Origin of the sequence: Streptomyces sp. Ag109_O5-1, assembly GCF_003814875.1 — a bacterium.
GTDB lineage: Bacteria > Actinomycetota > Actinomycetes > Streptomycetales > Streptomycetaceae > Streptomyces > Streptomyces sasae.
In genome coordinates this window covers 7,212,693-7,239,635 of the sequence record NZ_RKQF01000001.1, presented here as the reverse complement: position 1 = coordinate 7,239,635, position 26,943 = coordinate 7,212,693, and the positions used below count along the sequence as shown (strand labels likewise).

The window sequence follows — 26,943 nt, the reverse complement described above, 5'->3', positions numbered from 1 at the left end:
GCCCGTGCTTTGCCGGTGGGTCATTCTTGCAGCCCTGCCCGGGAGCGACTCGTCAGGTATCCACAACCTCGGTACGACAGTCGGACCTATCCGGAAACACGTTCCCTCAGACGATCACCGTCGCGCGGAAGACCGTACCCGCACCCGACACCTCCGCCTTTTCGCCCGCCGGGACGAACACCGACCGGCCGGGGCCCAGGTCGTACTCGCCCGCCCGGACCGTGCCGGCCGTGCAGAGCAGGATCTGCGGGGTGGGCAGGGTCAGGTCATGGGCGGCGGTGCCCTCGGGCAGGACGTACCGGGAGAGCCGGAACTCGTCGATCGGCGTCTCGTAGACCTCCTCGCCGTCCGGGGCGGCCTCGGGGCGCAGCACACCCGCGTCGCCCGCCTCGAAGCGGACGATGCGCAGGAGTTCTGGGACGTCGACGTGCTTGGGGGTCAGGCCGCAGCGCAGGACGTTGTCGGAGTTGGCCATGATCTCGACGCCGAGGCCGTTCAGGTAGGCGTGCGGGATGCCGGCGCCCAGGAAGAGCGCCTCGCCGGGCTGCAGGCGGACGTGGTTGAGAAGCATGGCCGCGATCACGCCCGGGTCGCCGGGGTAGTGGTGGGCGATGTCGGCGTACGGCACGTAGTCGCCGCCGAGGCGGGCGCAGGCGGCGGTGGCCTCGGCGACCGTGTGGGCCATCTCCTCGCGGTCGGCGATGAGGATCGCGGTGAGGACCTCGCGCAGGGCCGCCTCCTCGGGGTGGGCGCGCAGCAGGTCGACGTACGGCTTGAGGGTGTCGACACCGAGGCTGTCGAGGAGTTCGGCCGCCTGCTCCGGGACGCGAAAGCCGCACAGGCCGTCGAACTCGGTGAGCGCGCAGATCAGTTCGGGCTTGTGGTTGGCGTCCTTGTAGTTGCGGTTCGGGGCGTCCACCGGGATGCCCCGCCGCTCCTCGTCCTCGTAACCCGCCCTGGCCTGCTCCAGGTTGGGGTGCACCTGGAGGGAGAGCGGGGCGCCGGCGGCGAGGATCTTGAGCAGGAAGGGCAGGTGCGGGCCGAACTTCGCCACGGCCGCCTCGCCCAGTTCGGCCTTGGGGTCCGCGTCGATGACCTCGACGAGCGTGCCGCGCGCGGTGCGCGACGGGGCGCCCGGGTGCGCGCCCATCCACATCTCCGCCTGCGGCTCGCCGCTCGGCTCCACCCCGAGGAGCTTCGGGATGGCGGTCGGGGAACCCCAGGCGTAGGGGCGGACGGTGTTGTCGAGGCGGTCCATGACTTCTCTCTGCGCTCGGCCGGTTCTGTCTGCGTACGGCGGCGAATCACGTCGCGCCGCGGTGTTCGGCGGTCGTGTTCACCGTGTGTTCCCGCACCGGCTGGCCTTCGGTACGGCCTTCAGGCCGCCCTTCGTGCGGCGGTTCCGGTGTAGGTGTCCACCTCAGGCCCTCGAAGCGAGCGCAAGGTAAACGGCGGCGAAATCCGTGACGGCGATCAGTTCCGCCAGGGTCTCCAGCTCGTCGCCCGCCTCGGGCTCCAGCTCGCTGATCGGGGTGTCGTGGCTCAGCGCCAGTTCGCGGGCGGCGGGAGCGGCCGTGAGGCCGCCGAGCGGGCGGTCGCGGAGCAGCACTACGCACGCGTGCAGGGCGGGTTGCTCCTCCACGCGGTCGCGGAAGAAGTCGTCGGGGTCGGCACTGGCGGCGAGCGGGCCGGCGAGCAGGGCGGTGTGGGCCGCCAGGGCCTCGGGGAGTTCGGCGGCCAGGGCGGGGCGGCCGGCCAGTTCGGCGAGGGCGGCGGCGAAGCGGCGGCCGGCCGGGCCTGCCGAGTCGCCCTCCGTCCAGATCACCGGGAGCGCGTCGGCGAGTTCCGCGGCGAGGGTCTTGGCCGGGTTGCTGTAGGTCGCGATGGCCGGCCCGCAGCGCTCGGCGATGTGGTCGAGGCGGTCGGCGACCTTGTCCAGGGCGTCCGGCGGGGCGGTGACCAGGCCGATGCGGTCGAGGAGTGCAAGCAGCGGGGTGAGCAGCGCCCACAGGACGCCAGGAGAGGAGCCCGCGAGCGGCTCGTCCTGGTCGTACGGTGCCGTCGCCATCGGGACGAACAGGCCGTGCGCGCCGGCCACCGCTTCGGCGAGCGGGGTGTCGGCGGGGGCGACGGCGGCGACCGAGCAGCCTCGCCGGTAGGCCTGGTCGGTCAGGAGGGAGAGGCTGGGTTCGGTGCCGTCCGGGGTGGCGATCAGCAGCAGGTCCACGGAGCCGGCCCAGCCCGGGAGCTCCCAGCGCAGGGCGCCGGCGGCCGGGGCGACGCCGGTGGGGGCCAACCGGGTGACGGGGCTGCCGGCGCCGGCCAGCGTGCCGAGGAGGTCGGCGGCGTGGGTGGCCGCGACCCCGGGGCCGGCGATCAGGACGGCGCGCGGGCGGCCGTCCGGTTTCAGCTCCTGGACACCGGCCTCGATGGCGTGCCGGGCGGCCGTACGGACGCGGGCGCCGGCCTCGGCCGCACCGCGCAGCAGACCGCGGCGGTCGGCCTCGGCAAGGCCCTCCGGGGTGTCGAGCAGCGAATCGTCGAGCATGGGAGCGGCCTCCGGTTGCCGGGGTCCTGGTGTTCTGCGGTTGTGGGGCTTACTGCTTACGGTTTACCGCCTACTGCTTACGCGGGGCGGCGGGCCTCGTCGACGAGGAGGACGGGGATGCCGTCGCGGACGGGGTACGCCAGGCCGCAGTCCTGGCCGGTGCAGATCAGCTCGGCGTCCTGCTCCTTGAGGGGGGCGTGGCAGGCCGGGCAGGCGAGGATCTCCAGGAGGCCGGCTTCGAGCGGCATGGGGTTTCCCTTCGGGGTGGGATGTTCGCGTGCGGTCAGATTACCGCCGGTGGGGTGGGTCGGGCTGGCCATGGGTGGCGGGTGGGGCGAGGTGGCCGGGGCGGACCCGTTCGTCACGCTCTGATGATCGCCAGTACCTCGTCGCGTACCTTCGTCATCGTCGCCTCGTCCCTCGCCTCCGCGTTCAGGCGCAGCAGCGGTTCCGTGTTGGACGGGCGGACGTTGAACCACCAGTCGGCGGCGGTGACGGTCAGGCCGTCGAGGTCGTCCAGGGTGACATCGCCGCGGTCTCCGTAGGCCGCGCGGATCTCCGCGAGGCTGGCCTGCTGGTCGGCGACCGTGGAGTTGATCTCGCCGGAGCCGACGTAGCGGTCGTACTGGTCCACCAGGGAGGACAGGGGGCCGCTCTGGCCGCCGAGGGCCGCGAGGACGTGCAGGGCGGCCAGCATGCCCGTGTCGGCGTTCCAGAAGTCCTTGAAGTAGTAGTGGGCCGAGTGCTCACCGCCGAAGATCGCGCCGGACCTCGCCATCTCGGCCTTGATGAAGGAGTGGCCGACGCGGGTGCGGACCGGTGTGCCGCCGTTCTCCCGCACCACCTCGGGGACGGTCCAGGACGTGATCAGGTTGTGGATGACCGTGCCCTTGCCGCCGTTGCGGGCGAGTTCGCGCACGGCGACGAGAGCCGTGATCGCCGACGGGGAGACCGGGTCGCCGTTCTCGTCCACCACGAAGCAGCGGTCCGCGTCACCGTCGAAGGCCAGGCCCAGGTCGGCGGACTCGGCGCGGACCCGCTGCTGGAGGTCCACCAGGTTGGCGGGGTCCAGGGGGTTGGCCTCGTGGTTGGGAAACGTGCCGTCCAGTTCGAAGTACATCGGGACCAGGGTCAGCGGCAGGCCCTCAAAGACCGTCGGGACCGTGTGGCCGCCCATGCCGTTGCCCGCGTCGACCACGACCTTCAGGGGACGGCTGGAGGTCAGGTCCACGAGCGAGCGCAGATGGGCCGCGTAGTCCGACAACGTCTCGCGGGTGGTGATCGTTCCCGGCGTGGCGGCCGGCTCGGGGGCGCCCTCCTGCAACCAGCGCTCCGCCAGCTCGCGGATCTCCGACAGACCGGTGTCCTGGCCCACCGGCGCGGCTCCCGCGCGGCACATCTTGATGCCGTTGTACTGCGCCGGGTTGTGCGAGGCCGTGAACATCGCGCCGGGCAGACCGAGGGCGCCCGAGGCGTAGTACAGCTGGTCCGTCGAGCACAGGCCGATCTCGGTGACGTCGACCCCCCGGGCCGCCGCACCGCGCGCGAAGGCGCGGGACAGACCGGGCGAGGACGGCCGCATGTCGTGGCCGACGACGATCGCGGTGGCTTCGGTCACCTGGACGAACGCGGCGCCGAACAACTCGGCGAGCGCCTCGTCCCACTGGTCCGGGACCACCCCGCGCACGTCGTACGCCTTCACGATCTGCGACAGATCAGCAGCAGCCACAGGCCAACCCTCCTGGAATCCTCTCGATCGCCCCAAGCTACCTGCCCCGGGTAAGCGCCAGACGTGGGATGCCCCAGCAGATCCCTCAGCGGACTCACGGTGGCGACCGGGCGGGATCGACAGAGATCGATCGAGATCAACTGGGATCCACTTGGATCGGAGAAAGACCGGGGGCGCGTGGGCCTCCGGGAGGACCGGTCGCCAGGATCGTTGTGACCGGTCACGGCAGCATCCACCCCAGCACCGGCGAGCTCTGCCCCACCACGATCAGGCACATCACCAGCAGCAGCCCGAGGCTCCATGGCAGCACCTTCCGCAGCAGGTCCCCCTCACGGCCCGCCAGGCCGACCGCCGCGCAGGCGATCGTCAGGTTCTGCGGGAGATCATCTTGCCGAGCACGCCGCCGGAGCTGTTGGCGGCCGCCAGGAGTTCCGGCGAGAGTCCGGACTCGTGCGCGCGCTCACCTGAAGCGCTCCGAAGAGCGCGTTGGCCGAGGTGTCCGACCCGGAGACGGCGACACCGAACCAGCCGAGGACCGGCGACAGGAAGGCGAGCCCCGCACCGGCCGCCGCCACGAAGTGGCCGATCGTCGCGGCCTGTCCGGAGAGGTTCATGACGTAGGCGAGGGCGAGGACGGAGGTCACGGTGAGGATCGCGAAGCGCAGTTCCCGTACCGTCGCCACCCATTCCGCGGCCGCCACGCGCGCGTGCACGCGCAGGACGGCCGCCGCGCCGATGCCGGCGAAGAGCACGAGCGTGCCGCCCGTGGAGACGATCGGCCAGGTGAAGAGATTTCCACCGATCGGTTGGCCCTTGGGTTGACGGCGTTCAGGAAGGGCCAGTCGTAGACCTGGTTGGCCTTTGTCGGCCAGTCCTTGACGGCCGGGATCTGAGCGATCGAGAAGACGGTGACGATCAGGGCGTACGTGGCGTAGGCGCGCAGGACTTCGGGGCGCGGGTCGGGTTCGTCGAGGTCCGCGCTGCGGGCACCCGTGAGAACGGCGGCGCGGACCTCCGCCGCGGCGGGCACGCGCGCGTGCGGTACGGCGACCAGGGCGGCCGCGCCGGCCAGCGCGGCGCAGATGTCGGCGAGTTGGGCGGAGACGTAGTTGGAGGCGGCGAACTGGGCGGCGGCGAAGGCGGTTCCGCACGCCAGAGCGGGAATCCATGTCTCGCGCAGCCCGCGCGTGCCGTCGACCAGGCCGACCAGCACCAAGGGGACCACGAGCGCGAGCAGCGGGGTCTGACGGCCCACCACGGAGGCCACCGAGTCCAGGGGCAGCCCGGTCACCTGGGCGAGTGTGACGACCGGGGTGCCCATCGCGCCGAAGGCCACCGGGGCGGTGTTGGCGACCAGGGAGACCACGGCCGCGCGGACCGGGTCGAAACCGAGGGCGACGAGCATCACCGAGCAGATCGCGACCGGGGCGCCGAATCCGGCCAACGCCTCGAGCAACGCGCCGAAGCAGAAGGCGATCACCAGGGCCTGGATACGCGGGTCGCCGGAGAGCCGTTCGAACGAGCGGCGCAGGACGTCGAAGTGCCGGGTGCAGACCGTCATCCGGTACACCCACAGGGCGTTGACGACGATCCAGAGGATGGGGAACAGGCCGAACGCGGCGCCCTGGGCGGCACTGGAGAGCGTCTGGTCCAGCGGCATGCGGTAGGCGAGCCTCGCGACGAGTACGGCCGCCAGAAGGCCGCACAGGCCCGCCAGATGGGCTCTCATCGAGTCGGCGACGGGTTCCAGTTCCTGGACGTGCACGGGCGCCCTCGGGTTCCGGCATGCAGAAAGCGATTTCCCGCCGACGGTCACCCGGAATGGTCGTGTCCGCGACAAGCGTGCGTCAATGGGTGCGCACCGCTGAACGGAACGCACACGAAGGACAACCACCGGGAAGGAGGCCGACCACCTGAAAGAACGTCAGCCACCCGAGACGGCGTCAGTCACCCGAAGGGGCCTCGGACACCCGAAGGGACGTCAGCCACCCGAAGGAACGTCGCTTGCCCGAAGGAACGTCAGTTGTCCGGTGACCGCAGCACCCGCAGATGGCCGCGCCGTGCGACCTCCATCGGGTCCGCGCCGCGTCCGCCGCCGCCCGCTTGGGCCGCCCGCTCCTGGGGGCGGGCCGCCTCGCGCACCGCGTTCGCAAGGGCTTCCAGGTCGTCGCCGGTGGGCCGCGCAGGGGCGGAACCGTCGAGGAGTCGGACGACCTCCCAGCCGCGCGGGGCGGTGAGGCGCTCGGAGTGCTCGGCGCACAGGTCGTAGCAGTGGGGTTCGGCGTAGGTGGCGAGCGGACCGAGGACCGCGGTCGAGTCGGCGTAGACGTACGTCAGCGTCGCGACGGCGGGTCGGCCGCAGGCGGTTCGCGAACAGCGACGTACAGGGCTCACGAGGTTGGACGGTACCGCACTCTTGAGCGGGCCGCGACGACTCTCCCCCAGGTCACTCCACCGTGTCGTGCTGTGAAACGCCCCACACACCCCTCCGGACACACCTTGCTGACCTGCGTGGACCGGGTCGTCCGGGCCCCGGGGCGGTACCGCATCCGGTCATCAGTCGGTACGAACAACGTCAATTGCCTTGAGGCCGTCGGTCTTGTGGAGATACGGAAACGAGCCCAACCTTGGCCGGATTGGTCATCCTCCGACATGTCGCCCAGGACGCCGTCGGGGCGCGGGACAGCACGGCCGGAGCCCGCGAGGACTACGCTTCACCAGTGATGGAGAACCGTGTACCGCCCCGTGCCGCCGGCCCCGGGCCTCGTCGACGCGATCGCCACGGTCGGGGCATGCGCGGGCCGATCGCGCCACCTCAGGTGCCGCTGGCCGCGAGCCGCGCCGACGTGTTCGCGGACCTGGTGCAGGACTCCGTGGAGCGCCTTGAGCGGCGCTGGCCGCAGCTCGCCGACATCGATTTCCTGGTGCTGGAGGTACCCCGGCTCCAGGACCGGCACGGCGAGACCTGGAGCGACGAGGCCGTGCCGCTGGGCGGCATCATTCCCGCGCGCGAGGGACGCAGGGCGCGGGTGGTCGTCTACCGACGGCCGGTCGAGATCCGCACCAAGGGGCGCGACGAACGGGGCGCCCTGGTGCACGAGGTCGTCGTGGAGCAGGTCGCCGAGCTGCTCGGACTCACCCCGGAGACGGTGGACCCCCGCTACGGCGAGGACTGAGCGGGGGCCCTACCAGCAGGGTTGTCCTCCTGGTGGCCCCCGGCACTCCCCCCTTCTGGTTCCGCTTCTGCTTCTACTTCTGCAGCACCGACACGTTCTGGTCGGCCACCGGTACGGCCACCGTGCCGCGGTCGTCCGGGAGGGTCTGGATCGTGAAGCCCGGGACGCCCTCCTCGGTGGCCGCCAGGGTGCGGGCGCCGTAGACCGGGCCGCCGGAGACGGTCTCCACGGTCAGCGCGTAGGTGCCCTTCAGGCCGGACGGGACCGGGGCGTCGACGTCCTGGGTGGTGCCGGACTTGATCGTGAACGTCTTGGACACCGCCGTACCGCCCTCGCTGCCCGCCGACGCCGTGACCTTGACCTGGGCGGTGGCGGTGGGGGCGGTCAGGGAGAGCGTGGTGCCCTTTCCGCTGTTGTCGGCGGACGTCGCGCGCGTACCGATCGGCGCGGTCGCCGGGATGTACGCGGTCTCCTGCTTGCCGGGCTTGCCGCGGGTGACGCGCAGGGCGGCCACCACCGGGACGGACTGGTCGGTGGGCGTGAGGATCAGCGAGCCCGCGTCGCCGCGCGTGACGTCGCCGAGGTCGGCCGCGGTGGTCATGCCCGACTTCACGTGCAGTGTCTCGTTGCCGGCCGGAGTGATGGTGCCGTTCGGGGAGGCCAGGCGCACCTTCAGGTCCGCGTCGGCGTCGCCGGTGGTGAAGGCGATCAGCCGGACGTCCGTGGCGTCCTTGGGGATGCCGGGCAGCACCAGGCTGCCGGACGGGTCGGCGGATGCGGCCAGCCAGTCGCCGCCGGTCTTGTCGTCCAGGGCCTGCACGCTTGCGCCGACCCGGCCGCTGCGCACGTTCACGTGCACGGTCAGGTCGGTCTGCCGCTCGTCGGTGAGCGTGGAGAGCAGGACCGGCTCGCTGGCGTGCGGCTGGACCGAGATGCCCTCCCCCACCGTGGACTTGAGCTGGCCGTCCTTGCCGTACAGATCGATGTCGACGACCGCGGCACTGTCGTCGGGGTTGGTGAGGTGCACGTAGTCGGTGCGGCTCGCGGCGGTGCTGGCGCCGGGGAACCAGAAGTCGGTGTCGGCCGGCGTGCAGTTGACGCCCTGCAGGCCGCGCCCGGTGCCGGCGGCGACCTCGGTGGTCTCCTGGACGGTCCAGCCGGACGCGTAGCTGCCCTCGGCGGTGCCGACGTAGGCGGGCCCGTCGGCACCGGAGGTGTCACCGGTGACCGGGGTGCCGGGCGCCTTCGGGGTGAGGACCGGCTTGGACGCCTTCTTCTTGCCGCCGCCCGTCCCGTCCACCGACTGCTCGGTGGCCGCCTGGAGCGCGGCCTTGCCGTCGCTCGTGGTGCCCTTGGTGACGGGCGTGAACGACGTGTACGAGGTGTCGGCGATGTCGGAGAGGCTCGGCGCCGGGCACAGCAGCGTGGTGCGCTCCACGGGCAGCTGGGCGGCCGCCTCGGCGGTGTGCGCGGCCGACGTGGCCGGCGGGTTCAGCGCGGCGAACCCGGTGACCGCCGCGAGGGCGGCCGTACCGGCGAGCAGGGACAGGGTGGTGCGGTTCACTGCTGGCTCCCGTCGTGGTGCTCGCCGCCGGTGCCGTGGTGGTGCTGGGCGGCCGGGTCATAGGCGGGGTCGTAGCCCTGCTGGTACGTCGGGTCGTACGCGGTCTGCCCGTGCTGCCCGCCGTAGGCGTACGGGTCGTACTGGCCGGTCTGGTACGGGTCGTACGTCTGCTGGTCGTAGCCGCCCGGCTGGTACTGGCCGGCGCCCGTGTCCTGGTACTGGTCGGCGTAGCCGGCGTTGTAGCCGTCGGCCGCCGGGTAGGAGGCGGGGTCCCATTCGTCGTACGACTGCTGCTGCGGGACAGCGACCTGAGGCTGCTCCTCCGGGGGTGCCGGAGCGGGCTCGGGGAAGTCGGTCTCGTCCTCCGGAGCCGTCTCCTCCTCGGCCTCCGCCTGGGCGCGCAGACGGCGGGCGCGGCGGCCCTCGCCCTCGACGGCCTGGGCGGGGATCGGCTGCTCCTCGGGGAGGTCGTCGTCGACGTCGCGGCGGCGGCCGGGCAGGGCGAGGACGACCAGGACGACGGCGAGGGCACCCTGGGCCCACAGCCAGGCGGTGTGGGTGAACGGGGTGTCGTAGGTGACGTCGAGTTTCCCGCCGGAGGACGGGAGTTCGAAGCCCTGGGCCCAGCCGTCCACGGTGGTGCGGGTGAGCTGCTTGCCGTCCAGGGTGGCCGTCCAGCCGGGCGCGGCCGAGTCGGCCAGGCGCAGGATCCGGCCGTCGGCGCCGGACTGGATCGTGCTGTGGATCTCGACCGGGCCGGCGGCGACGGAGGCCGGCGTGCCGGAGCCGTTCGCGGAGACGATCATCGCGCGGGAGACCTGCTGGTCGACGCGCCACAGGGCGCTGCCGTCCTGCTGGCTGAGCCGGCTCAGGCCGGGCGTGGCGTCCAGCACGCGGGTGATGTCGCGCGAGGCGCCCTTGTGGACCAGGACGTAGCGCACCGCGAATCCGCCGAGCTGGTCGGCCTGGTCGGCGCCGGAGCCGGCGACCAGGTTGGCGACGACCTTGTCGAGCTTGGCGTTCTCGCCGTCGGCGGCGGCCACCTCGGCGTCTCCCATGCGAGCGCCGGAGCCGCGCACCAGCATGTAGTCCACGTGCGCGGTGCTGTCGCTGTCGAGGACCAGGGTGCGGACCTGGTCGCTGGTGGTGCTGTCCTCGGCGACGAAGGCGGGCACCTGGCTGGGGTCGCGGCGCTCGACCGGGCCGTCGGCGCCCGCGATCATCCAGCCGGCGGCGAGGAGCAGCGGGCCCGCGGCGGAGGCGAAGGCGATCAGGGCGGCGACCGGCTGGCGCCAGCCGAAGCTCTGCTCGGCGACACGCGCGCGTGCCCCGTCGGCGCCGAGCGCGGCGGCGGACAGGATCGCGATGCCGTAGACGAGGGTCGCGGGGCCCGCCCAGGTGGAGCTGTTGGAGAGGACCGCGAAGACCAGACCGACCAGGGCGACCACCCAGGCGGTGCGGATCGCCGACTGGCGCTCGGAGCGCAGCAGGGCGGCGAGCGCGGCCAGCACGACGCCGATGAGCATGAGCCCGTCGAGGGTGCCGGGGCCGCCGGGGCTGGCGCCGAGCAGGTCGAGGGCGGAGGCGGCCGAGGCGCCGTACTCCAGCCCGGCCTCCTTGAAGAAGCCGAACGGCAGCAGGGTCAGCGACCAGGGCGCGAGGACCAGCAGCGGGGTGCCGAGCTGGGCCAGCAGGCGCAGGGCGGAGGCGACCAGGTCGGTGCGGCGGACGGCCAGGACGGCGATGCCGAGGATCAGGGCGATGGGCCAGACGATCGGCGTGAACGCGGTGGTGATGGTCAGCAGCAGCGCGTACGCCCAGGTGGCCCGCCAGCTGCCGCGCGCCCCCGAGGAGTTGGCGAGGCCGCTGGCCGCGACGCCCGCGCGGGCGGTGAGCGGCAGCAGGATCGCGAGGACGGCGGTGCCGATGCGGCCGCCGGCGAGGGCACCGGTGGCGGCCGGCAGGAAGGCGTAGGCGATGGCGACCCAGGCGCGCAGCAGGCGCGAGGTGACCAGCGGGCGGGAGGCGAAGTAGGCGGTGAACCCGGCCAGCGGCACCGAGGCGACGAGCAGCACGGTGACGGCGAGCCCGGTCGAGCCGAACAGCAGGGAGGCCAGCGAGGCGACGATCGCCAGGTACGGCGGGGCGGCGGGGGTGCCGCCGGCGCCGACCGCGTGCCAGGCGTCGAGGTAGCTCGACCACAGGGCGCCCGCGCTGCCCGGGGCGGGCAGCAGGGCGCCGCCCGCGAGCGCGCCGGAGCCGAGCAGTGCGCGGCAGGCGGCCAGGGAGACGAGGAGCAGCGCCAGGAAGAGCACCGGGCCCGGTTTGCGGGCGATGCGCTTGAGGCGGGCGAACTGCTCGATCTCCAGGAAGTCGGCGTCGTCGCCGCCGGGCCCGGACTCGACCGCGCCGCCGTGCCGGCCGGCCGCGGAGATCTCGTCGTCGCCGCCGAAGAACTCACCGGCGGCCTGCTCGACGGTGGCCCGGACGGTGGCGCCGGGCGGCGGGAACAGCGGGCGCAGCTCGCCCTTGTCCAGCTGGGAGCGGCCGCGCCTGCTGCGTCCGGTGATGATCCGCTCGGGTCGCAGCAGGGTGCCGAGCAGACCGCGGATCTCGTCGAGGGCCTGTCCGGGGACCTTGCCGACGAGATAGGCGACCGTACGCAGGAGGGTGCCGAGCACCAGGCGCAGCAGTACCCAGGGCAGCATGGCCGTGCGGGTGTTGACGAGCAGGGTGTAGACGGCACCGGCCTTGTCGACCTTGTGCGGGGAGGCGGTGGTGCGGCCGGCGCAGTCGACGGCGCGGCGCTCGCGCGAGGCCGCCTCGGCGTGCCGTACGACGGCCTCGGGGGCGACCAGGACGCGGTGGCCGGCGTTGTGCGCGCGCCAGCACAGGTCGACGTCGTCACGCATCAGGGGCAGCCGGCGGTCGAAGCCGCCGAGCTCCTCGAAGACGTCGCGGCGGATCAGCATGCCGGCGGTGGAGACGGACAGCACGGGCCGCACGTGGTCGTGCTGCCCCTGGTCCTGCTCGCGGCGGTCCAGGCCGGTCCAGCGGCGGCCGGAGTGGGCGATGGTGACGCCGACCTCAAGGAGCTGCCTGCGGTCGTACCAGCCGCGCAGCTTGGGGCCGACGACCGCGACGTCGTCACGGCCCAGCTCCATCTCGTTGTCGACGACCCGCAGCAGCTGGGCGAGGGCGTCGGGTTCCGGCGCGCAGTCGTCGTGCAGCAGCCAGAGCCACTGGACGGGTTCGCCGTGGGGCAGCTCGGGCATGTCGTACGCGTCGTCGCGCCACTGGCGGGTGACCGGGTCCCAGCCGCTGGGCCGCTTCAGGTACGGCAGGTCGTCCGGGGTGAGGACGGGCGCGGCGCGGCCCGCCTCCTCGACCGCCTGGCCGAAGCCGGTGCGGCGGGCGAGGTGCAGGACGTTGCCGTCGCCGAGGGACTCGGAGAGCAGCTGGGCGGAGTCGTCCGCGCTGCCGGTGTCGGCCGCCACCGCGTACTGGACGGGGCGATCCTGGCCGAGCAGCCCGGCGAGGGCGTCGGGCAGCCAGCGGGCACCGTCGTGGGAGACGAGGACCGCCGTCACCACATGACGCGGGAACTCTGGTGTGGCAGCCGTGTCTTGGGCTGCCGTGTGGCTGTGCACGGACATCGAGGTACGGGCCCCGGTTCGATGGACTGCGGTGGACTCCTGCGCCCGCTGGTTGCGGCGAGGCGTCTCGGACGAGCGCCCACACTATCGGCTGGGCATGTCGACGGCCCGCCGCCTGTGGATAACCCACTGGCGACGGGCCGTTCGCGCAGATCAGATGTGTGCGTTGGGTGGACGCCCGCTTCGGGCGGCAGTCTCTCGGACGGCGGCCTCTCAGACGGCGGCCTTCTTGAGGCGGCGGCGTTCCCGTTCGGAGAGTCCGCCCCAGATGCCGAAGCGCTCGTCGTTGGCGAGGGCGTACTCGAGGCATTCGGAGCGCACCTCGCAGGCGAGGCAGACCTTCTTGGCCTCTCTGGTGGAGCCGCCCTTCTCGGGGAAGAAGGACTCGGGGTCGGTCTGGGCGCACAGCGCGCGCTCCTGCCAGCCGAGCTCCTCGTCCGCGTCGTCGACCAGCAGTTGCTGCACCAGCTCGGTCATGTGCGCCCCTCGTCCGTCTTTCGCGTCCCCGTGCCGTGGCCGCTGCCGATTTCGGCTGAACGACACGAGTGAAATTACAAGTGTGCTGCTCCGGGCGAGTCAAGCCGAGATCTGCTATTGGGCCCGTTATTCACTCTGCGGAACCAAGGCCGTGCGGAAAGTGTTCAAATCGGCATAAACCTTGACATGCAGACGAGGCCCTGGAGGGCCTCCGACCCCATACAGAGGTTGTACGGAGAAGGACGCCCAGATGTTCGATCGCGTTCCGAAGTGACTCACGCGCCCGGTTGTGCGCCATGTGTCCCGGGTGCCCACTGAACAAACCTTTCGGCAGAGAGATGAACCGGATGAGGTGAAACCGGTCCCACATACCGGGCGTCGAGTTGACAGCGGAGGTGTGAACCGATGTCCTAGTGGGCATGCTCGCGAAAATGGCGCTCACCTCGACCCGCACCGCCGGGTCCCACGGTGCTGCCCGCGCTCGCTGTAGCTGTTGCTGTTCCAGCTGTTGAGCCATAGCCGCATCCCGGCCGCTCCAGCTGCAGACCGAGTCCACCGGACTCGGTTTTCGCATTTCGTTCCCCTCTGACCTTCTTCACTGAGGAACCACCGCACCCCATGAACAGCGACAACGACCTCCAGATCGCCGGCGACATCCTCGAAGTCCCGCACCTGCTGCAGCCGCCGCGCGAGCACCCGGTCACCGTGGCCGAGTTCGTCGGCCTCGCCCGCGCGATCGCCGCCGACCGCTCCCAGTGGGAGCACCTGGTCGAGTACGACGCGACGAGTCGCTGGTACCACCGGCTGCGCACCGGCCCCGGCTACGAGGTGTGGCTGCTGTCCTGGGTGCCCGGGCAGGGCAGCGGACTGCACGACCACGGCCGCTCCTCCGGCGTGCTGACCGTCCTGGAGGGCGCCCTGACCGAGCGCACCGAGCGGGGCACGCGCGCACTGGACGCCGGCGCGCAGCGGGTGTTCGCGCCGGGGTATGTGCACGAGGTGGTGAACGACGCATTGGAGCCGGCGGTGAGCCTGCACGTGTACTACCCGGGCCTGACCGAGATGCAGATGCACACGGCCACCGCCGCCGTGTGCGAGGCGCGTCCCGTGACCGCGTGACCCGTAACACCATGACGCGTGCCGCGTTGTCCGACCCGCCTGCAAGACTTGGCTCATGCGCATTGTGGTTCTGGCAGGCGGTATCGGCGGTGCCCGGTTCCTGCGCGGTCTGAAGCAGGCCGTGCCGGACGCCGACGTGACCGTCATCGGCAACACCGGGGACGACATCCACCTCTTCGGGCTGAAGGTCTGCCCGGACCTCGACACGGTGATGTACACGCTCGGTGGCGGCATCGACGAGGAGCAGGGCTGGGGGCGGGCCGACGAGACCTTCCACCTCAAGGAGGAGCTCGCCGCCTACGGGGTGGGGCCCGACTGGTTCGGGCTCGGCGACCGGGACTTCGCGACGCACATCGTGCGCACGCAGATGCTGGGCGCCGGATACCCGCTGAGCGCGGTGACCGAGGCGCTGTGCGACCGCTGGAAGCCGGGCGTGCGGCTGATCCCGATGACCGACGACCGGGTCGAGACCCATGTGGCCGTCGAGGTCGACGGCGAGCGCAAGGCCGTGCACTTTCAGGAGTACTGGGTACGGCTGCGGGCGTCCGTGCCCGCCGAGGCGGTCGTCCCGGTCGGCGCCGAGCAGTCCAAGCCGGCGCCGGGCGTCCTGGAGGCCATCGCCGAAGCGGACGTCATCCTCTTCCCGCCGTCCAACCCGGTGGTCTCCGTCGGCACGATCCTCGCGGTGCCCGGCATCCGGGAGGCGATCGCGGGCGCCGGGGTGCCGGTGGTGGGCCTCTCCCCCATCGTCGGGGACGCGCCGGTGCGCGGGATGGCCGACAAGGTGCTCGCGGCGGTGGGCGTGGAGTCGACGGCGGCGGCGGTCGCCGAGCACTACGGCTCGGGGCTGCTGGACGGCTGGCTCGTCGACACCGTGGACGCGGGCAGTGTGGAGCGGATCGAGACGGCCGGCATCCGCTGCCGGGCCGTACCGCTGATGATGACCGACCTGGACGCGGCCGCGCAGATGGCGCGGGAGGCGCTGGCGCTGGCCGAGGAGGTGCGCGGGGTATGACCGAGACGACCGACACGACCGGTGACGCGGTGCCGGGGTACCGGGTGTGGGCGCCGGCCGGGATCCCCGAGGTCCAGCAGGGCGACGACCTGGCGAAGCTGATCGCCGCGGCCGAGCCGGGGCTGGCCGACGGGGACGTGGTGATCGTCACGTCCAAGATCGTGTCCAAGGCCGAGGGGCGGCTCGTCGAGGCGGCCGACCGGGAGGCGGCGATCGACGCGGAGACCGTGCGGGTGGTGGCCCGGCGCGGGGCCCTGCGGATCGTGGAGAACCGGCAGGGGCTGGTCATGGCGGCGGCGGGCGTGGACGCCTCCAACACCCCGTCCGGGACCGTGCTGCTGCTGCCAGAGGATCCCGACGCCTCGGCGCAGGCCGTCCGCGCGGGTCTGCGGGACGCACTGGGTGTCAACGTCGGCGTGGTCGTCACTGACACGTTCGGGCGACCCTGGCGCGCGGGACTCACGGATGTGACCATCGGCGCCGCCGGGGTGCGGGTGCTGGACGACCTGCGCGGGGGCGTGGACGCGTACGGCAATCCGCTGGTCTCGACGGTCGTCGCCACGGCCGACGAACTGGCCGCCGCGGGCGACCTGGTGAAGGGCAAGGCCACGGGGATGCCGGTGGCCGTGGTGCGTGGGCTCGCGCACGTCGTGGCCGAGGCGGGGGACGAGGTCGAAGGCGCGCGGGCGCTGGTCCGGGACGCGGGCAGCGACATGTTCCGGCTCGGCACGTCCGAGGCGGTCCGGGAAGCGGTGACGCTACGGCGGACGGTCCGCGCGTTCACCGGCGATCCCGTCGACCCCGGGGCGGTACGGCGGGCGGTCGCCGCGGCCGTGACCGCGCCGGCGCCGCACCACACGACGCCGTGGCGGTTCGTGCTGCTGGAGTCGGAGGAGGCACGCGTCCGGTTGCTGGACGCGATGCGCGAGGCGTGGATCGCCGACCTGAGGAAGGACGGCAGGTCGGAGGAGTCCATCGCGAAGCGGGTGCGGCGCGGCGATGTGCTGCGGAACGCGCCGTATCTGGTCGTGCCCTGTCTGGTGATGGACGGGTCGCACACGTACGGGGACGCGCGACGGGACGCCGCCGAGCGGGAGATGTTCGTGGTCGCGGCGGGGGCCGGGGTGCAGAACCTGCTGGTGGCGTTGGCCGGGGAGCAGCTGGGGTCGGCGTGGGTCTCGTCGACGATGTTCTGCCGGGACGTGGTGCGGGAGGTGTTGGATCTGCCGGAGGGGTGGGATCCGATGGGGGCGGTGGCTGTGGGGAAGGCTGCGGAGGAGCCGCGGGAGAGGGCGGCGCGGGAGGTCTGGGACTTCATCGAGGTGCGGTGAGTTGAGAGTGCCTATGGTTCGGGGGAACCGGGTTCGCGGGCGGGTGCGGGTCCGCGGGGGCTGGTCGCGCCCACGCGGCGGCAGCCGCACAGCCCCGCGCCTCTGACGGGGCGTTTGCACCTAGGCTCATAGTTCACAGCAGGCATCTCACACATCCGGGATCTTTCGTGGCTGGACGGTTCGCTCCGAGGCCCACTCGTACGACTGTGCGGGGTGGGCAGGTTGTCGTACCCGCCGGTGGGGTGCCTCGGCAGGCCGCGGCAGCCGGGCGCGTTCGGGTGTGGAAGCCCGAAGGGGCGCTCGATCTGGGGCTTGTGCTCGGGCCGCTGCGGCGTGGGCCCGGGGATCCCACCTTTCGGGCCACCCGGGACGGGTCCGTGTGGCGGGCCAGTCTCACGCCCGCCGGGGCCGGAACGCTGCGGGTCGCCGCGTACGGCGGTGAGGTGCGCGGGGAGGCCTGGGGACCGGGGGCCGAGTGGCTGTTGGAGCAGTTGCCCGAGATGCTCGGCTCGGCCGATGATCCCGCCCTCTTCGTGCCCCGGCACCGGGTCGTGGCCACTGCGCGGCATCGGCGGCCGGGGTTGCGGCTGACGCGGACCGGGCTGGTGCTGGAGTCGTTGATCCCGTCGGTCCTGGAGCAGAAGGTCACGACCGACGAGGCGTACCGGGCCTGGCGGTTGCTGGTGCGGAGGTTCGGGGAGCGGGCGCCCGGGCCCGCCGGGGTGAGCGAGCGGCCGATGTGGGTGATGCCGGCGCCCCGCACCTGGGCGCTGATCCCGTCGTGGGAGTGGCACAAGGCCGGGGTCGACAACAAGCGTGCCTCGACGATCCTGCGGGCGGTGCGGGTCGCCGCGCGGCTCGAACAGGCCGTCGGGATGGCGGCTGCGGACGCCCAGGCGGGGCTGGAGGTGGTGCCGGGGGTGGGGCCATGGACGTCCGCGGAGACCGTGCAGCGCAGTCATGGGGCGGCGGACGCGGTGACGGTCGGGGACCTGCATCTGCCGGGGATCGTGGGGTGGGCGCTGGCCGGGGACCGGCATGCCGATGACGAGGCGATGCTGCGGTTGCTGGAGCCGTACGCGGGGCAGCGGCACCGGGCGACCCGGTTGATCCTGCTGAGCGGGCAGACACCGGCGAGGCGGGCGCCGAAGATGCCGCGCGGGGATATCGGTCAGTTGTAAGCGACCCGGGGTGGAGGCTGGGCGGGGGCGGGACGCCTACCGGCGCTGGCAGGGTGCCGCCCGCGCCCACCCGTGCCGCCCAAGCGGCACGACTGCCCGCGGCTGTATGAGAAACGGCTGGGCAGCGCCCCGTCAGGGGCGCTGGGGGTACCCCCAGCCGAAGGCTGGGGGTAGGAACTGCGCGACCAGCCCCCACGCGCCCGCGGTCAAACAGCGGCCCGCACCACCCCTACTGGTCCGAGGAGAACCGCACCGCCCCCGCCGGGATCATCGCGTCGCACCACACCCTCGCGCCCTCCCGCAGTTCGTTGTCGGCGCCGACCACCGCGCCGTCGCCGATCACCGTGCCCGTGAGGACCGACCGTTCGCCGACCCGGGCGCTCTTGCCGATCAGGGAGTCGGTGATGACCGCGCCGGGCTCGATCACGGCGCCCGGGAGGATCGTCGAGCCGAACACCCGCACCCCCTCCGCGACGAACGCGCCCTCGCCCACCACCGTGCCGCCCGTCAGCTTCGCGTCCGCCGCCACCCGGGCCGTGGGGAGGATCAGACGGTCGCCGCAGCGGCCGGGGACGGCGGGAGACGGGGCGCGGCCCAGGACGAGGTCCGCCGAGCCGCGGACGAAGGCCGCGGGCGTGCCCAGGTCCAGCCAGTAGGTCGAGTCGACCATGCCCTGGAGGTGGGCGCCGGCCGCCAGGAGCTCCGGGAAGGTCTCGCGCTCCACCGACACCGGACGGCCCGCCGGGATCGTGTCGATGACCGAGCGGCGGAAGACGTACGCCCCCGCGTTGATCTGGTCGGTGACGATCTCCTCCGGCGTCTGCGGCTTCTCCAGGAAGGCCAGCACCCGGCCGGTCTCGTCGGTGGGGACCAGACCGTACGCGCGTGGGTCCGCCACCTTCGTCAGGTGGAGGGAGACATCGGCGGACGTCGACTCGTGCGTGGCCACGAGGGCGCGGATGTCCAGGCCCGTCAGGATGTCGCCGTTGAAGATCAGGACCGGGTCGTCGGGGCCCGAGTGCAGCCGGGAGGCCACGTTGCGGATCGCGCCGCCCGTACCGAGGGGCTCCTCCTCGGTGACGTACTCGATGTGCAGGCCGAGTGCCGCGCCGTCGCCGAAGTACGGCTCGAAGACCTCCGCCAGGTAGCTCGTCGCGAGCACGATGTGCTCCACGCCCGCCGCTCTGGCTCTGGCCAGCTGGTGCGTCAGGAACGGCACGCCCGCCGCCGGGACCATCGGCTTGGGCGTGTGGACCGTGAGCGGACGCAGCCGGGTGCCTTTGCCGCCGACCAGAAGGATCGCTTCTGTCACCTGTCGTCTCTGCTTCCTGCCGGGACCGGCCGAACTCTCTGTCGGCCGGCCAGTGTATGCAGACCGTGCGACGGCGCCCTCGACGGCCACGCGGAGACGCGCGGCATCGACGTGCGGTTTTCCCCCGACTGTCTTCGATGGCGTTGACCGCGAGCCCCGTACTCAGCGTCCTTGGAGTCGCGCTGAGCTGGTCCGGGCCGAGCCGAGTTTGGCGTAGAGCTTCACGCCGGGACACTCGGTGGCGTACCCGTCCCTATGGCCGGAGATCACGTTCAGTCGTACGTTCTTCCCCTTTGGGTAGAGATTGCCACCACCGGACTTCAGATATGTCTTTCCCTTGGGATTGGCCCCGAAAAGGCCCAGCTTCCATGCGGTGAGCTTGGCGACGGCGGTCACGGCCGCGGAGGACGGCTGGTGCGAGCCGTATGTGCCGATCACCGCGATGCCCATGCTGTCGTTGTTGAAGCCCAGGGTGTGGGCGCCCCTGACGGCCTTCGCCACTCCCCCGGCGCGGCCCTCGTAGATGGTTCCGCACTTGTCGACGAGGAAGTTGTAGCCGATGTCCCGCCAGCCCATGCTCACCACGTGGTAGCGGTAGATACTGCGGATGACGGACGGGGCCTCGGAGCAGCGGTAACCGTTGCCGGAGGCGGTGTGGTGGACGAAGGCCGCCTTGATCTTGCCCGTGTAGACGAACCCCTTCTCGCGCAGCGACTCGTCGGCTCCCCAGCCCCGGCGGGTGACGATTTTCGGGCGCGGTCCGATGTACGGCTTCCCTCGCGAGACGTCTACACCGGTCAGCTCCTCCAGTTCGAGCTCGGTGTCCTCCCGGTTCAGCGCGGGGATCTCGGTGGCGTCGACGGGCGCGAGGCCGGCGTTGACGTCCGCCGACGCGTCGTCCGCGGTGCCGGCGCCCCCGGCCGAGGGACCGTCGACCGAGGGACCGTCGACCGAGGGACCGTCGACCGGCAGGCCGAGGGGCGGCGGGCCGTCCAGCGGGGACTCGTCGCCGGGACCGCCGGGACCGCCGGAGCCGCCGGAGCCGCCGGGGCCACCGGGGCCACCGGGGCCACCGGGGCCACCGGGGCCACCGGGGGCGACGAGTTCGAGACGCAGACCTGCGGGCAGCGGGTCGGGTCCGCCGGTGGAAGGTCCGCCGCCCGGGCCGGCATCGACTGCGTCCCCGTCCCCGTCTCCCCCCGCCTTCCCCTCTCCGGCGCGTACGCGTACGTCCACTCCGTTCGAGTCGCCCACCCAGAGGGGCGCGGTGGCGCCGTGGACACGGCCCGAGGCGGCCTCCGCGGTGCCCGGGTCGGCGCCGTGGTCGGCGTTGCGGGTCTCGACGTCCTGCCAGCCCGACCAGCGGCCGGTGGCGGCGGCCCGGGTGCGGACCTGGACCCGGCCGTCGAGTTCGGTTCCGGGGTTGTCCCAGATGACGCCGACGAGCGAGAAGTGCCGTACGTCGGTGCTGTACACGCCCTGTTCGGGGGCCCGGCCCAGGACGCGCTCGCGGGTGCGGGGGGTGAGGGGCAGCGACTGGGTACTGCCCTGGAGGGTGGTCGTCGTGGTCAGCTCCGCCGGTGCGGCGGCTGCGGACGGCACGTTCAGCACGGCCGGCGGGAGGGTGAGGGCCGCCGCGCAGGTGACGCCGATCGAGGAAGTCAGGAGTCCACGCATGCTCCTGATCTTGAACATAGTCAGATAAATATGTCCATACGGGATCTGACGGCCCGTAGGAAGCGGTTGCGCCGAACCGGTGGCCCCGCCGGCCGGTGGGGGCGGCGGGCGCGGCGTACGCTTGCGCGGGTGAACGCCACCGATCGCACCCCTGCCGACCTGCTGCGTTCCGCGCTCGCCGCGGATCCCGGACGCCCCCTGGTGACCTTCTACGACGACGCCACGGGCGAACGCGTCGAATTGTCCGTGGCCACCTTCGCCAATTGGGTGGCCAAGACGGCGAATCTGCTGCAAGGCGACCTCGGCACGGAGCCGGGTGACCGGGTGGCTCTGCTGCTGCCCGCGCACTGGCAAACAGCGGTGTGGCTGCTGGCGTGTTCGTCGGTGGGCGTGGTGGCGGACATCGCCGGGGACCCGGCTGCGGCCGACGTGGTGGTGAGCGGTCCGGACTCGTTGGAGGCGGCCAGGGCCTGCCGGGGAGAGCGGGTCGCGCTCGCGTTGCGGCCGCTGGGCGGCCGTTTTCCGCAGCCACCGGACGGGTTCGTGGACTACGCGGTGGAGGTGCCGAGCCAGGGGGACCGGTTCGTGCCGTTCTCGCCCGTGGATCCGGACGAGCCCGCTCTGATCGTCGCGGGCGCGGAGATGAGTGGCGCCGAGGTCGTGGAGCGGGCGCTCGGGGATGCGGCGGGGCTGGATCTGACCGGGCCCGGATCTCGGCTGCTTTCGGGGTTGGGGTTCGACACCTGGGGCGGGCTGAGCGCGGGGCTGTACGCGCCGCTCGCGGCCGGGGGGTCCGTGGTCCTGTGCCGGCATCTGGAGGAACTGGGCGAGGAAGGGATCGCCAAGCGGATCGAGAGTGAGCGGGTCACCGCCTCGGCGCGATGAGGTCGCCATATATCCGCGGCCCGGTGGGGGCTTGTCGCGCCCACGCGGCGGTAGCCGCAGATCGGCACAGCCCGGCGCCCCCAAGAAGGCAGGGCCACTCACCCATACGGAGTAGTTGCCGCCGCCTTCACTCCCTCCCCCGAGGCACTGTTGAACAGTGACCGACGTCGTAGGGGCATCAGCCACCGGGCCCGGACTTGCCCGGCGGCGTCGGCGGCGTTGGATGCGGGGGACGGCTCTCGGCGCCGGAGTGCTGTTCGCCGGTGGCCTCGGTGGCGGCTGGGCGCTCTACACCAAGCTCAGCGACAACATCACCGCTGACGACGCGGCCGCCGCCGAGCTCGCCCGGTACGAGCGGGAGCGCCCCACCGCGCTGGTGCGGGGCGCGCAGAACATTCTGGTCATCGGGTCGGACACCCGTGCCGGGGACGGGAACCGCCGCTACGGCAAGGACTCGGGCACCGAGCGGTCCGACACCACGATCCTGCTGCATCTCGCCGCCGACCGGCGCAGCGCCACCGCCGTGTCCCTGCCCCGGGATCTGATGGTGCACGTGCCCGGCTGCCTGCAAAGCGACGGGCACCGTGGCGAGCCCTCGTTCACGCTGTTCAACTCGGCCTTCGAAGTGGGGGGTTCGGCGTGCACCGTCCGTACCGTGGAGAAGCTCACGGACATCCGCGTCGATCATTACGTCGTCGTCGACTTCAGCGGGTTCAAGGACATGATCGACGCGATCGACGGGGTGCAGGTGTGCCTGAAGAAGCCGATCGACGACAAGGCGGCCAAGCTGCGGCTGCCCGCCGGGCGCGTCACCCTCGACGGGGAGCAGGCGCTGGGGTACGTACGGGCGCGCAAGTCGCTGGGGGACGGCAGCGACACCGGGCGGATGGACCGTCAGCAGCGGTTCCTGGGGGCGCTCGTCAGCAAGGTCCAGAGCAGCGACGTACTGCTGAACCCGGCGAAGCTCTATCCATTGCTGGACGCGGCGACCTCGGCGCTCACCACCGATCCGGAACTGGCCAGTCTGCGGGGTTTGTACCAACTGGTGCGCGGGGTGCGGGCCATCCCCACGGAACATGTGCAGTTCCTCACTGTTCCGCGGGAGCCGTATGTGTACGACTCCAATCGCGACCAGCTCGTGGCGGGCAGAGCGGACGCGCTTTTCTCTCTGTTGCGGGCCGACCGGCCGGTGACGGTGACCAAGAAGAACACCTCTCCCGGGGACTCGGCATCGCCCGCGTTTCACGGGAACACCGCCGCTGAGGACAGTTGCACGTAAAGCACTCGCCAAGGCGGCGAACTTCCGCGCTGTTCGATGTCAGTTAAATGAGATGGATTGCCCGCTTGTAGGGAGGATGAATTTGTCACTGGCGTCACTCGACGCTGAACCGGGCGGATAGTGTGAGCGCTCCGGTGTACCCGGCCGCGAGGTCCGTCCTGGGGTCGTGCACCGCGAAACGTGACCGAGCGCCTTGGTGGGGGGAAGGCGCCGCGTGGCCCCCGACGGAGGATTCGGACAACCGTGGACGCGCAAGGCCGTGGGCGGGCGGACAACATCGATCCCGCAGACCAGTGGGTGCTCAATCCGAACACCGGTGAATACGAACTGCGACTGACGCCTTCCGCACCGCAGTCGTCACCACAGTCGTCGGCGGTGCCCGGACCGCGCAGAGCGACGTCGTCGCACACCGCCCCGGGCGGGACGCGGGAGACGGCGAGCCCGGAGGTGCCGGGGCAGCGGCGACGGCGCAGCGAGCCCGAGCCGCCGGCCGGGCGGCGCTCACGACGGCCGGTGAAGAAGAAGTCGAAGGCCAAGAAGGCGCTGCTGTGGACCGGCGGTTCGATGGCCTTCGTGCTGGTCGCCGTCTCGGCCGCCGGCTATCTGTACATCAAGCACCTCAACGACAACATCACGTCCGTCTCCGACGACGGCGCGAGCACCGGTGGTTTCAGCAAGGACAAGGCGATCAACCTGCTGATCATCGGCACCGACAAGCGCACCGGCAAGGGCAACGAGGGGTACGGCGACGCGGGCAGCGTCGGGCACGCCGACACCAACATCCTGCTGCACATCTCCAAGGACCGCTCCAACGCGACCGCGTTGAGCATCCCGCGCGACCTGATCGTGGACGTCCCGGACTGCCCGACCACACAGTCCGACGGCACCACGAAGGTCATCCCGGGGACGACCGACGTCCGCTTCAACACCAGCCTCGGCCAGGACGGCCGTACGGCCAGCTGCACCGTGCGCACGGTGACGGAGCTGACCGGGATCAAGCCCGACAACTTCATGGTGGCCGACTTCAACGCGGTCAAGACGCTGACCGACGCGGTCGGCGGGGTCGACGTCTGTCTCGCCAAGGACATCAACGACAAGCAGTCGCATCTGAAGCTGTCCAAGGGCACCCACAGCATCTCCGGCGAGACCGCGCTGGCCTTCGTGCGCACCCGGCACTCGGTCGGCTTCGGCGGTGACCTGAGCCGGATCCAGCTCCAGCAGCAGTTCCTGAGCGCGCTGATGCGCAAGCTCAGCTCCAACTCGACGCTCTCCAGCCCGACGAAGCTGCTGAAGCTGGCCGAGGTCGGCACCAAGGCGCTCACCGTCGACTCCCAACTGGACAGCATCAACAAGCTGAAGGACCTGGGTCTGGAGCTCGGCAAGCTCAACCCGAAGAACCTGACCTTCACCACCATCCCGGTACTGGACAACCCGGCCGAGAAGGTCCCGGTCACCGTCGTGGTCAACGAGTCGAAGGCCCCCGCCGTCTTCCAGGCGATCAAGGACGACGTCTCCTTCACCGACGTCAAGAAGAAGCAGGCGCAGGCCAGCAAGGACGCCGCGGCCGCCCGTCTCGAAGGTAGCAAGTCCAAGGCCTCCGAGGTGCGGGTGCGGATCCTCAACGGCGGTGCCCCGCCCGGCAGCGCCCAGGAGACCCTCAGCTGGCTGCAGAACGACGAGGGCGTCCTCAAGTCGGAGAACGCCGGCAACGCGCCCGCCGAACTCGCCAAGACCACGCTGGAGTACGCCCCCGACCAGGCCGCCCAGGCACGTGAACTGGCAAGCCTCCTGGGCCTGTCCGGCTCGGCGATGAAGCCTGGCAAGAGCGTGACCAACTCCCAGGGACTGCCCGCGATGACACTGACGCTGGGCAAGGACTTCCAGGGGGCGGGGGTCTCCCTCACCACCCCGACAAAGGCGCCGGACGTGGACAGCAAGACCACGGCAGACAAGGTGACGTGCGCCAAATAGCGGCGAACGGACGCCCGGTGGCACGGAGTTGTCATCGGGTGACATCAAGTCTTACCAAATAAGCAGGTAACCCTCTGGGTCTGTCATGCGTCTAACCGGGCGCGGGGCGGACCCGTGTGGTCCGTGGGACGTCCGACGGGGGGCGTGACGGCGGGCCTGTGCGCGCTGGGCGCAGGGTGGGGAGGGCAGGGAGTTGACGCAGAGCGATGTGCGGAGGGAGGTGCCTGCGGTCGAGGACACGATGTCCCTCGCACCGAAGGCGCCGAAGACACCCGAGGCACCCGTCAGGCCGGGCGCCACTGGCGGCGGGCGTCGCAAGGGCGGCTCCGGCGACGGCTCGAACGGCGGCCGGCCCCGACGCGGACGGCGGGCACTGCGCTGGTCGGCGACCGCGCTGGCGGTGGTGGTCCTCGGCACCGCCGGTGCCGGCTACCTCTACTACCAGCATCTGAACGGCAACATCCACAAGGGCCAGCGCAGCAGCGGCGACGCCAAGGCGCAGAAGAGCGCGGCCAACGCGGCCGGCCAGACGCCGTTGAACATCCTGCTGATCGGCTCCGACAGCCGTAACTCCGACGCGAACGTGAAGCTCGGCGGCGCCAAGTACGACCGGGGCAGCCCGCCGCTCGGCGACGTGCAGATGCTGATCCACCTGTCCGCGGACCGCAAGAGCGCCGCGATGGTGAGCATCCCGCGCGACACCCGGGTCGACATACCCAGATGCAAGGACCCGGTAACCGGCAAGAAGTACCCGGCGACCAACACCATCATCAACGAGTCGCTGGCCCGCGGCGGCGCCGGCTGCACGCTGGCCACCTGGGAGAACCTGACCGGGGTCTACATCGACCACTGGATCACGATCGACTTCGCGGGCGTGGTGAGCATGGCGGACGCCATCGGCGGCGTCGACGTCTGTGTGAACCAGAACGTGTGGGACCGGCCGACGGCCGCGGTGTCCGGCGGCTCCGGGCTGAAGATGACGGCCGGCACGCACAAGGTCGAGGGCAAGCAGGCCCTGCAGTGGCTGCGCACCCGGCACGCCTGGGGCAGCGACCCGCTGCGGGCCAAGGCCCAGCACATGTACCTCAACTCGATGATCCGCACATTGAAGGGGCAGAACGTCTTCACCGACACCGGCAGGCTGATGGACCTGGCGGAGGCGGCCACCAAGTCGCTGACGGTCTCCGAGGAGATCGGCAGCCCGAAGAAGCTCTACGACCTGGCCATGCAGCTCAAGTCGGTGCCGACGGACCGCATCACCTCGCTCACGATGCCGAACGTCGAGGACCCGCAGAACAAGGACCACCTGGTGCCGGACGGCACCAACGCCGACAAGATGTGGCAGATGCTCCGCGACGACGTGGCGTTCGACAAGAACGGCAAGGACGACAAGGACTCGGGCTCGAAGAAGAAGAGCACCGCGACCGCCACGCCGGCCAAGGAGCCCTCCGTCTCCGCCGGCCGGCTCGGGGCGCTGGTGCGGAACGCCACCGGCACCTCCACCGAGGCCGCGGTCCCCGGCCGGGCCCGGACCGTCTCCCAGGAGCTGATCGCCAAGGGCTACACCCAGGCCTCGGCGGACACCTCGGCGAGCGCGCAGTCCGTGGACAAGACGGTGGTGGAGTACCCGAGCGCGGACCTGCAGGGCGACGCCCAGGCGGTCGCCAAGGCGCTGGGGATCCCCACGGACCAGGTGAAGCAGAGCACCGATGTGTCGGGCGTCACGCTCGTCGTCGGGGCCGACTGGCGCGAGGGCACCTCGTACCCGAAGCAGTCCGCCCCGAAGGCCGGTGACCTGCCGGACAACACCGACGCGATCAACGGCTCGGACACCAAGCAGTGCATGGACGTGTACGGACCCTATCGCTGGTGACAGCCCGTGCCGCCTGCCCATACAGGGTCATTACAGGCGGCACGGTCTCTTCACACACAGGTCCGCACAGGTAAGCACAGGCAACTCCTGAACGGCTGCATGACACTGCCGCCGTGCTCAGGTGCCCGGGAGTTCCGGGCGTGGTGGCAG

General features: G+C 71.7%; 19 protein-coding genes and 1 pseudogene. 9 read left to right on the top strand and 11 right to left on the bottom strand.

Translation table 11 applies throughout. The annotated features are described in order from the left end of the window. Window positions 1-106 precede the first annotated feature (106 nt). From manA to EDD90_RS32865, 6 genes and pseudogenes are all read right to left on the bottom strand, one after another. Window positions 107-1,258 (bottom strand): mannose-6-phosphate isomerase, class I, encoded by a 1,152-nt coding sequence (manA, locus tag EDD90_RS32890; RefSeq protein ID WP_123976520.1) that lies wholly within the window; start codon window positions 1,256-1,258, stop codon window positions 107-109. Window positions 1,259-1,420: 162 nt separating this feature from the next. After that, a complete protein-coding gene (locus EDD90_RS32885; protein WP_123976519.1) occupies window positions 1,421-2,548 on the bottom strand; it encodes an SIS domain-containing protein in 1,128 nt (375 codons plus the stop codon). Window positions 2,549-2,625: 77 nt separating this feature from the next. Continuing rightward, window positions 2,626-2,796 carry a Trm112 family protein gene (locus EDD90_RS32880; protein ID WP_020940431.1) on the bottom strand — a complete coding sequence of 57 codons (171 nt, stop codon included), beginning with the start codon at window positions 2,794-2,796 and terminating at the stop codon, window positions 2,626-2,628. Window positions 2,797-2,909: 113 nt separating this feature from the next. Beyond that, the gene (locus EDD90_RS32875) at window positions 2,910-4,277 is read right to left on the bottom strand and encodes a phosphomannomutase/phosphoglucomutase (RefSeq protein WP_123976518.1); all 1,368 of its coding nucleotides are present in this window, start codon (window positions 4,275-4,277) and stop codon (window positions 2,910-2,912) included. A 220-nt stretch (window positions 4,278-4,497) separates the two neighbouring features. Further along, window positions 4,498-6,042, bottom strand: a pseudogene (locus EDD90_RS32870) (L-lactate permease). A 254-nt stretch (window positions 6,043-6,296) separates the two neighbouring features. Beyond that, window positions 6,297-6,671: a DUF3499 domain-containing protein gene (locus EDD90_RS32865; RefSeq protein WP_185149296.1), complete on the bottom strand. Its 375-nt coding sequence runs from the start codon at window positions 6,669-6,671 to the stop codon at window positions 6,297-6,299. Window positions 6,672-7,000: 329 nt separating this feature from the next. Between EDD90_RS32865 and EDD90_RS32860 the strand changes: the two genes are divergently transcribed. Then, entirely contained in the window at window positions 7,001-7,453 is a 453-nt protein-coding gene (locus tag EDD90_RS32860; RefSeq protein WP_123981910.1) for a metallopeptidase family protein, read from the top strand. A gap of 73 nt (window positions 7,454-7,526) precedes the next feature. On the opposite strand, the gene EDD90_RS32855 is transcribed toward EDD90_RS32860, so the two are convergent. The 3 genes from EDD90_RS32855 to EDD90_RS32845 all read right to left on the bottom strand — a co-directional run bounded on the left by EDD90_RS32855 (window position 7,527) and on the right by EDD90_RS32845 (window position 13,150). Further along, window positions 7,527-9,017, bottom strand: coding sequence for a DUF5719 family protein (locus tag EDD90_RS32855; RefSeq protein ID WP_123976517.1), 1,491 nt, complete (start codon window positions 9,015-9,017; stop codon window positions 7,527-7,529). Then, window positions 9,014-12,673, bottom strand: coding sequence for a glycosyltransferase (locus EDD90_RS32850; protein ID WP_123976516.1), 3,660 nt, complete (start codon window positions 12,671-12,673; stop codon window positions 9,014-9,016). The genes EDD90_RS32855 and EDD90_RS32850 overlap by 4 nt, the downstream gene beginning before the upstream one ends. 213 nt (window positions 12,674-12,886) lie before the next feature. Further along, on the bottom strand, window positions 12,887-13,150 hold the full coding sequence (locus EDD90_RS32845) for a WhiB family transcriptional regulator (RefSeq protein ID WP_003975777.1): 264 nt from the start codon (window positions 13,148-13,150) through the stop codon (window positions 12,887-12,889). Window positions 13,151-13,768: 618 nt separating this feature from the next. Between EDD90_RS32845 and EDD90_RS32835 the strand changes: the two genes are divergently transcribed. From EDD90_RS32835 to EDD90_RS32820, 4 genes are all read left to right on the top strand, one after another. Then, a complete protein-coding gene (locus tag EDD90_RS32835; RefSeq protein ID WP_123976515.1) occupies window positions 13,769-14,269 on the top strand; it encodes a cysteine dioxygenase family protein in 501 nt (166 codons plus the stop codon). A 55-nt stretch (window positions 14,270-14,324) separates the two neighbouring features. Further along, a complete protein-coding gene (gene cofD / locus EDD90_RS32830) occupies window positions 14,325-15,284 on the top strand; it encodes a 2-phospho-L-lactate transferase (RefSeq protein WP_123976514.1) in 960 nt (319 codons plus the stop codon). Next, window positions 15,281-16,615 (top strand): coenzyme F420-0:L-glutamate ligase, encoded by a 1,335-nt coding sequence (locus EDD90_RS32825; RefSeq protein WP_123976513.1) that lies wholly within the window; start codon window positions 15,281-15,283, stop codon window positions 16,613-16,615. The genes cofD and EDD90_RS32825 overlap by 4 nt, the downstream gene beginning before the upstream one ends. A gap of 167 nt (window positions 16,616-16,782) precedes the next feature. Then, entirely contained in the window at window positions 16,783-17,796 is a 1,014-nt protein-coding gene (locus EDD90_RS32820) for a DNA-3-methyladenine glycosylase (protein ID WP_123976512.1), read from the top strand. 229 nt (window positions 17,797-18,025) lie between these two features. Here the strand turns inward: EDD90_RS32820 and EDD90_RS32815 are convergent, their stop codons facing one another. Together EDD90_RS32815 and EDD90_RS32810 are read right to left on the bottom strand one after the other, a co-directional pair. After that, the gene (locus EDD90_RS32815; protein WP_123976511.1) at window positions 18,026-19,108 is read right to left on the bottom strand and encodes a sugar phosphate nucleotidyltransferase; all 1,083 of its coding nucleotides are present in this window, start codon (window positions 19,106-19,108) and stop codon (window positions 18,026-18,028) included. Window positions 19,109-19,270: 162 nt separating this feature from the next. Next, complete coding sequence (locus tag EDD90_RS32810; RefSeq protein WP_398926195.1) at window positions 19,271-20,785, bottom strand: peptidoglycan recognition protein; 1,515 nt, start codon at window positions 20,783-20,785, stop codon at window positions 19,271-19,273. Window positions 20,786-20,914: 129 nt separating this feature from the next. Here EDD90_RS32810 and EDD90_RS32805 point away from each other — a divergent pair, with 129 nt between their 5' ends. The 4 genes from EDD90_RS32805 to EDD90_RS32790 all read left to right on the top strand — a co-directional run bounded on the left by EDD90_RS32805 (window position 20,915) and on the right by EDD90_RS32790 (window position 26,793). Further along, entirely contained in the window at window positions 20,915-21,670 is a 756-nt protein-coding gene (locus tag EDD90_RS32805) for a TIGR03089 family protein (RefSeq protein ID WP_123976509.1), read from the top strand. Window positions 21,671-21,893: 223 nt separating this feature from the next. Beyond that, entirely contained in the window at window positions 21,894-22,949 is a 1,056-nt protein-coding gene (locus tag EDD90_RS32800; protein WP_123976508.1) for an LCP family protein, read from the top strand. A gap of 243 nt (window positions 22,950-23,192) precedes the next feature. Beyond that, a complete protein-coding gene (locus EDD90_RS32795) occupies window positions 23,193-24,920 on the top strand; it encodes an LCP family protein (RefSeq protein WP_123976507.1) in 1,728 nt (575 codons plus the stop codon). 241 nt (window positions 24,921-25,161) lie between these two features. Then, window positions 25,162-26,793, top strand: a complete 1,632-nt coding sequence (locus EDD90_RS32790; protein WP_123981908.1) for an LCP family protein — start codon at window positions 25,162-25,164, stop codon at window positions 26,791-26,793. Window positions 26,794-26,943 lie beyond the last annotated feature (150 nt).

Excerpts from the sequence above, each read along its gene's own strand:
- manA (WP_123976520.1), bottom strand. The coding sequence starts at position 1,258 with ATGGACCGCCTCGACAACACCGTCCGCCCCTACGCCTGGGGTTCCCCG.
- EDD90_RS32885 (WP_123976519.1), bottom strand. The coding sequence starts at position 2,548 with ATGCTCGACGATTCGCTGCTCGACACCCCGGAGGGCCTTGCCGAGGCC.
- EDD90_RS32880 (WP_020940431.1), bottom strand. The coding sequence starts at position 2,796 with ATGCCGCTCGAAGCCGGCCTCCTGGAGATCCTCGCCTGCCCGGCCTGC.
- EDD90_RS32860 (WP_123981910.1), top strand. The coding sequence starts at position 7,001 with ATGGAGAACCGTGTACCGCCCCGTGCCGCCGGCCCCGGGCCTCGTCGA.
- EDD90_RS32850 (WP_123976516.1), bottom strand. The coding sequence starts at position 12,673 with ATGTCCGTGCACAGCCACACGGCAGCCCAAGACACGGCTGCCACACCA.
- EDD90_RS32845 (WP_003975777.1), bottom strand. The coding sequence starts at position 13,150 with ATGACCGAGCTGGTGCAGCAACTGCTGGTCGACGACGCGGACGAGGAG.
- EDD90_RS32835 (WP_123976515.1), top strand. The coding sequence starts at position 13,769 with ATGAACAGCGACAACGACCTCCAGATCGCCGGCGACATCCTCGAAGTC.
- cofD (WP_123976514.1), top strand. The coding sequence starts at position 14,325 with ATGCGCATTGTGGTTCTGGCAGGCGGTATCGGCGGTGCCCGGTTCCTG.
- EDD90_RS32825 (WP_123976513.1), top strand. The coding sequence starts at position 15,281 with ATGACCGAGACGACCGACACGACCGGTGACGCGGTGCCGGGGTACCGG.
- EDD90_RS32810 (WP_398926195.1), bottom strand. The coding sequence starts at position 20,785 with ATGCGTGGACTCCTGACTTCCTCGATCGGCGTCACCTGCGCGGCGGCC.
- EDD90_RS32800 (WP_123976508.1), top strand. The coding sequence starts at position 21,894 with ATGCGGGGGACGGCTCTCGGCGCCGGAGTGCTGTTCGCCGGTGGCCTC.
- EDD90_RS32790 (WP_123981908.1), top strand. The coding sequence starts at position 25,162 with ATGTCCCTCGCACCGAAGGCGCCGAAGACACCCGAGGCACCCGTCAGG.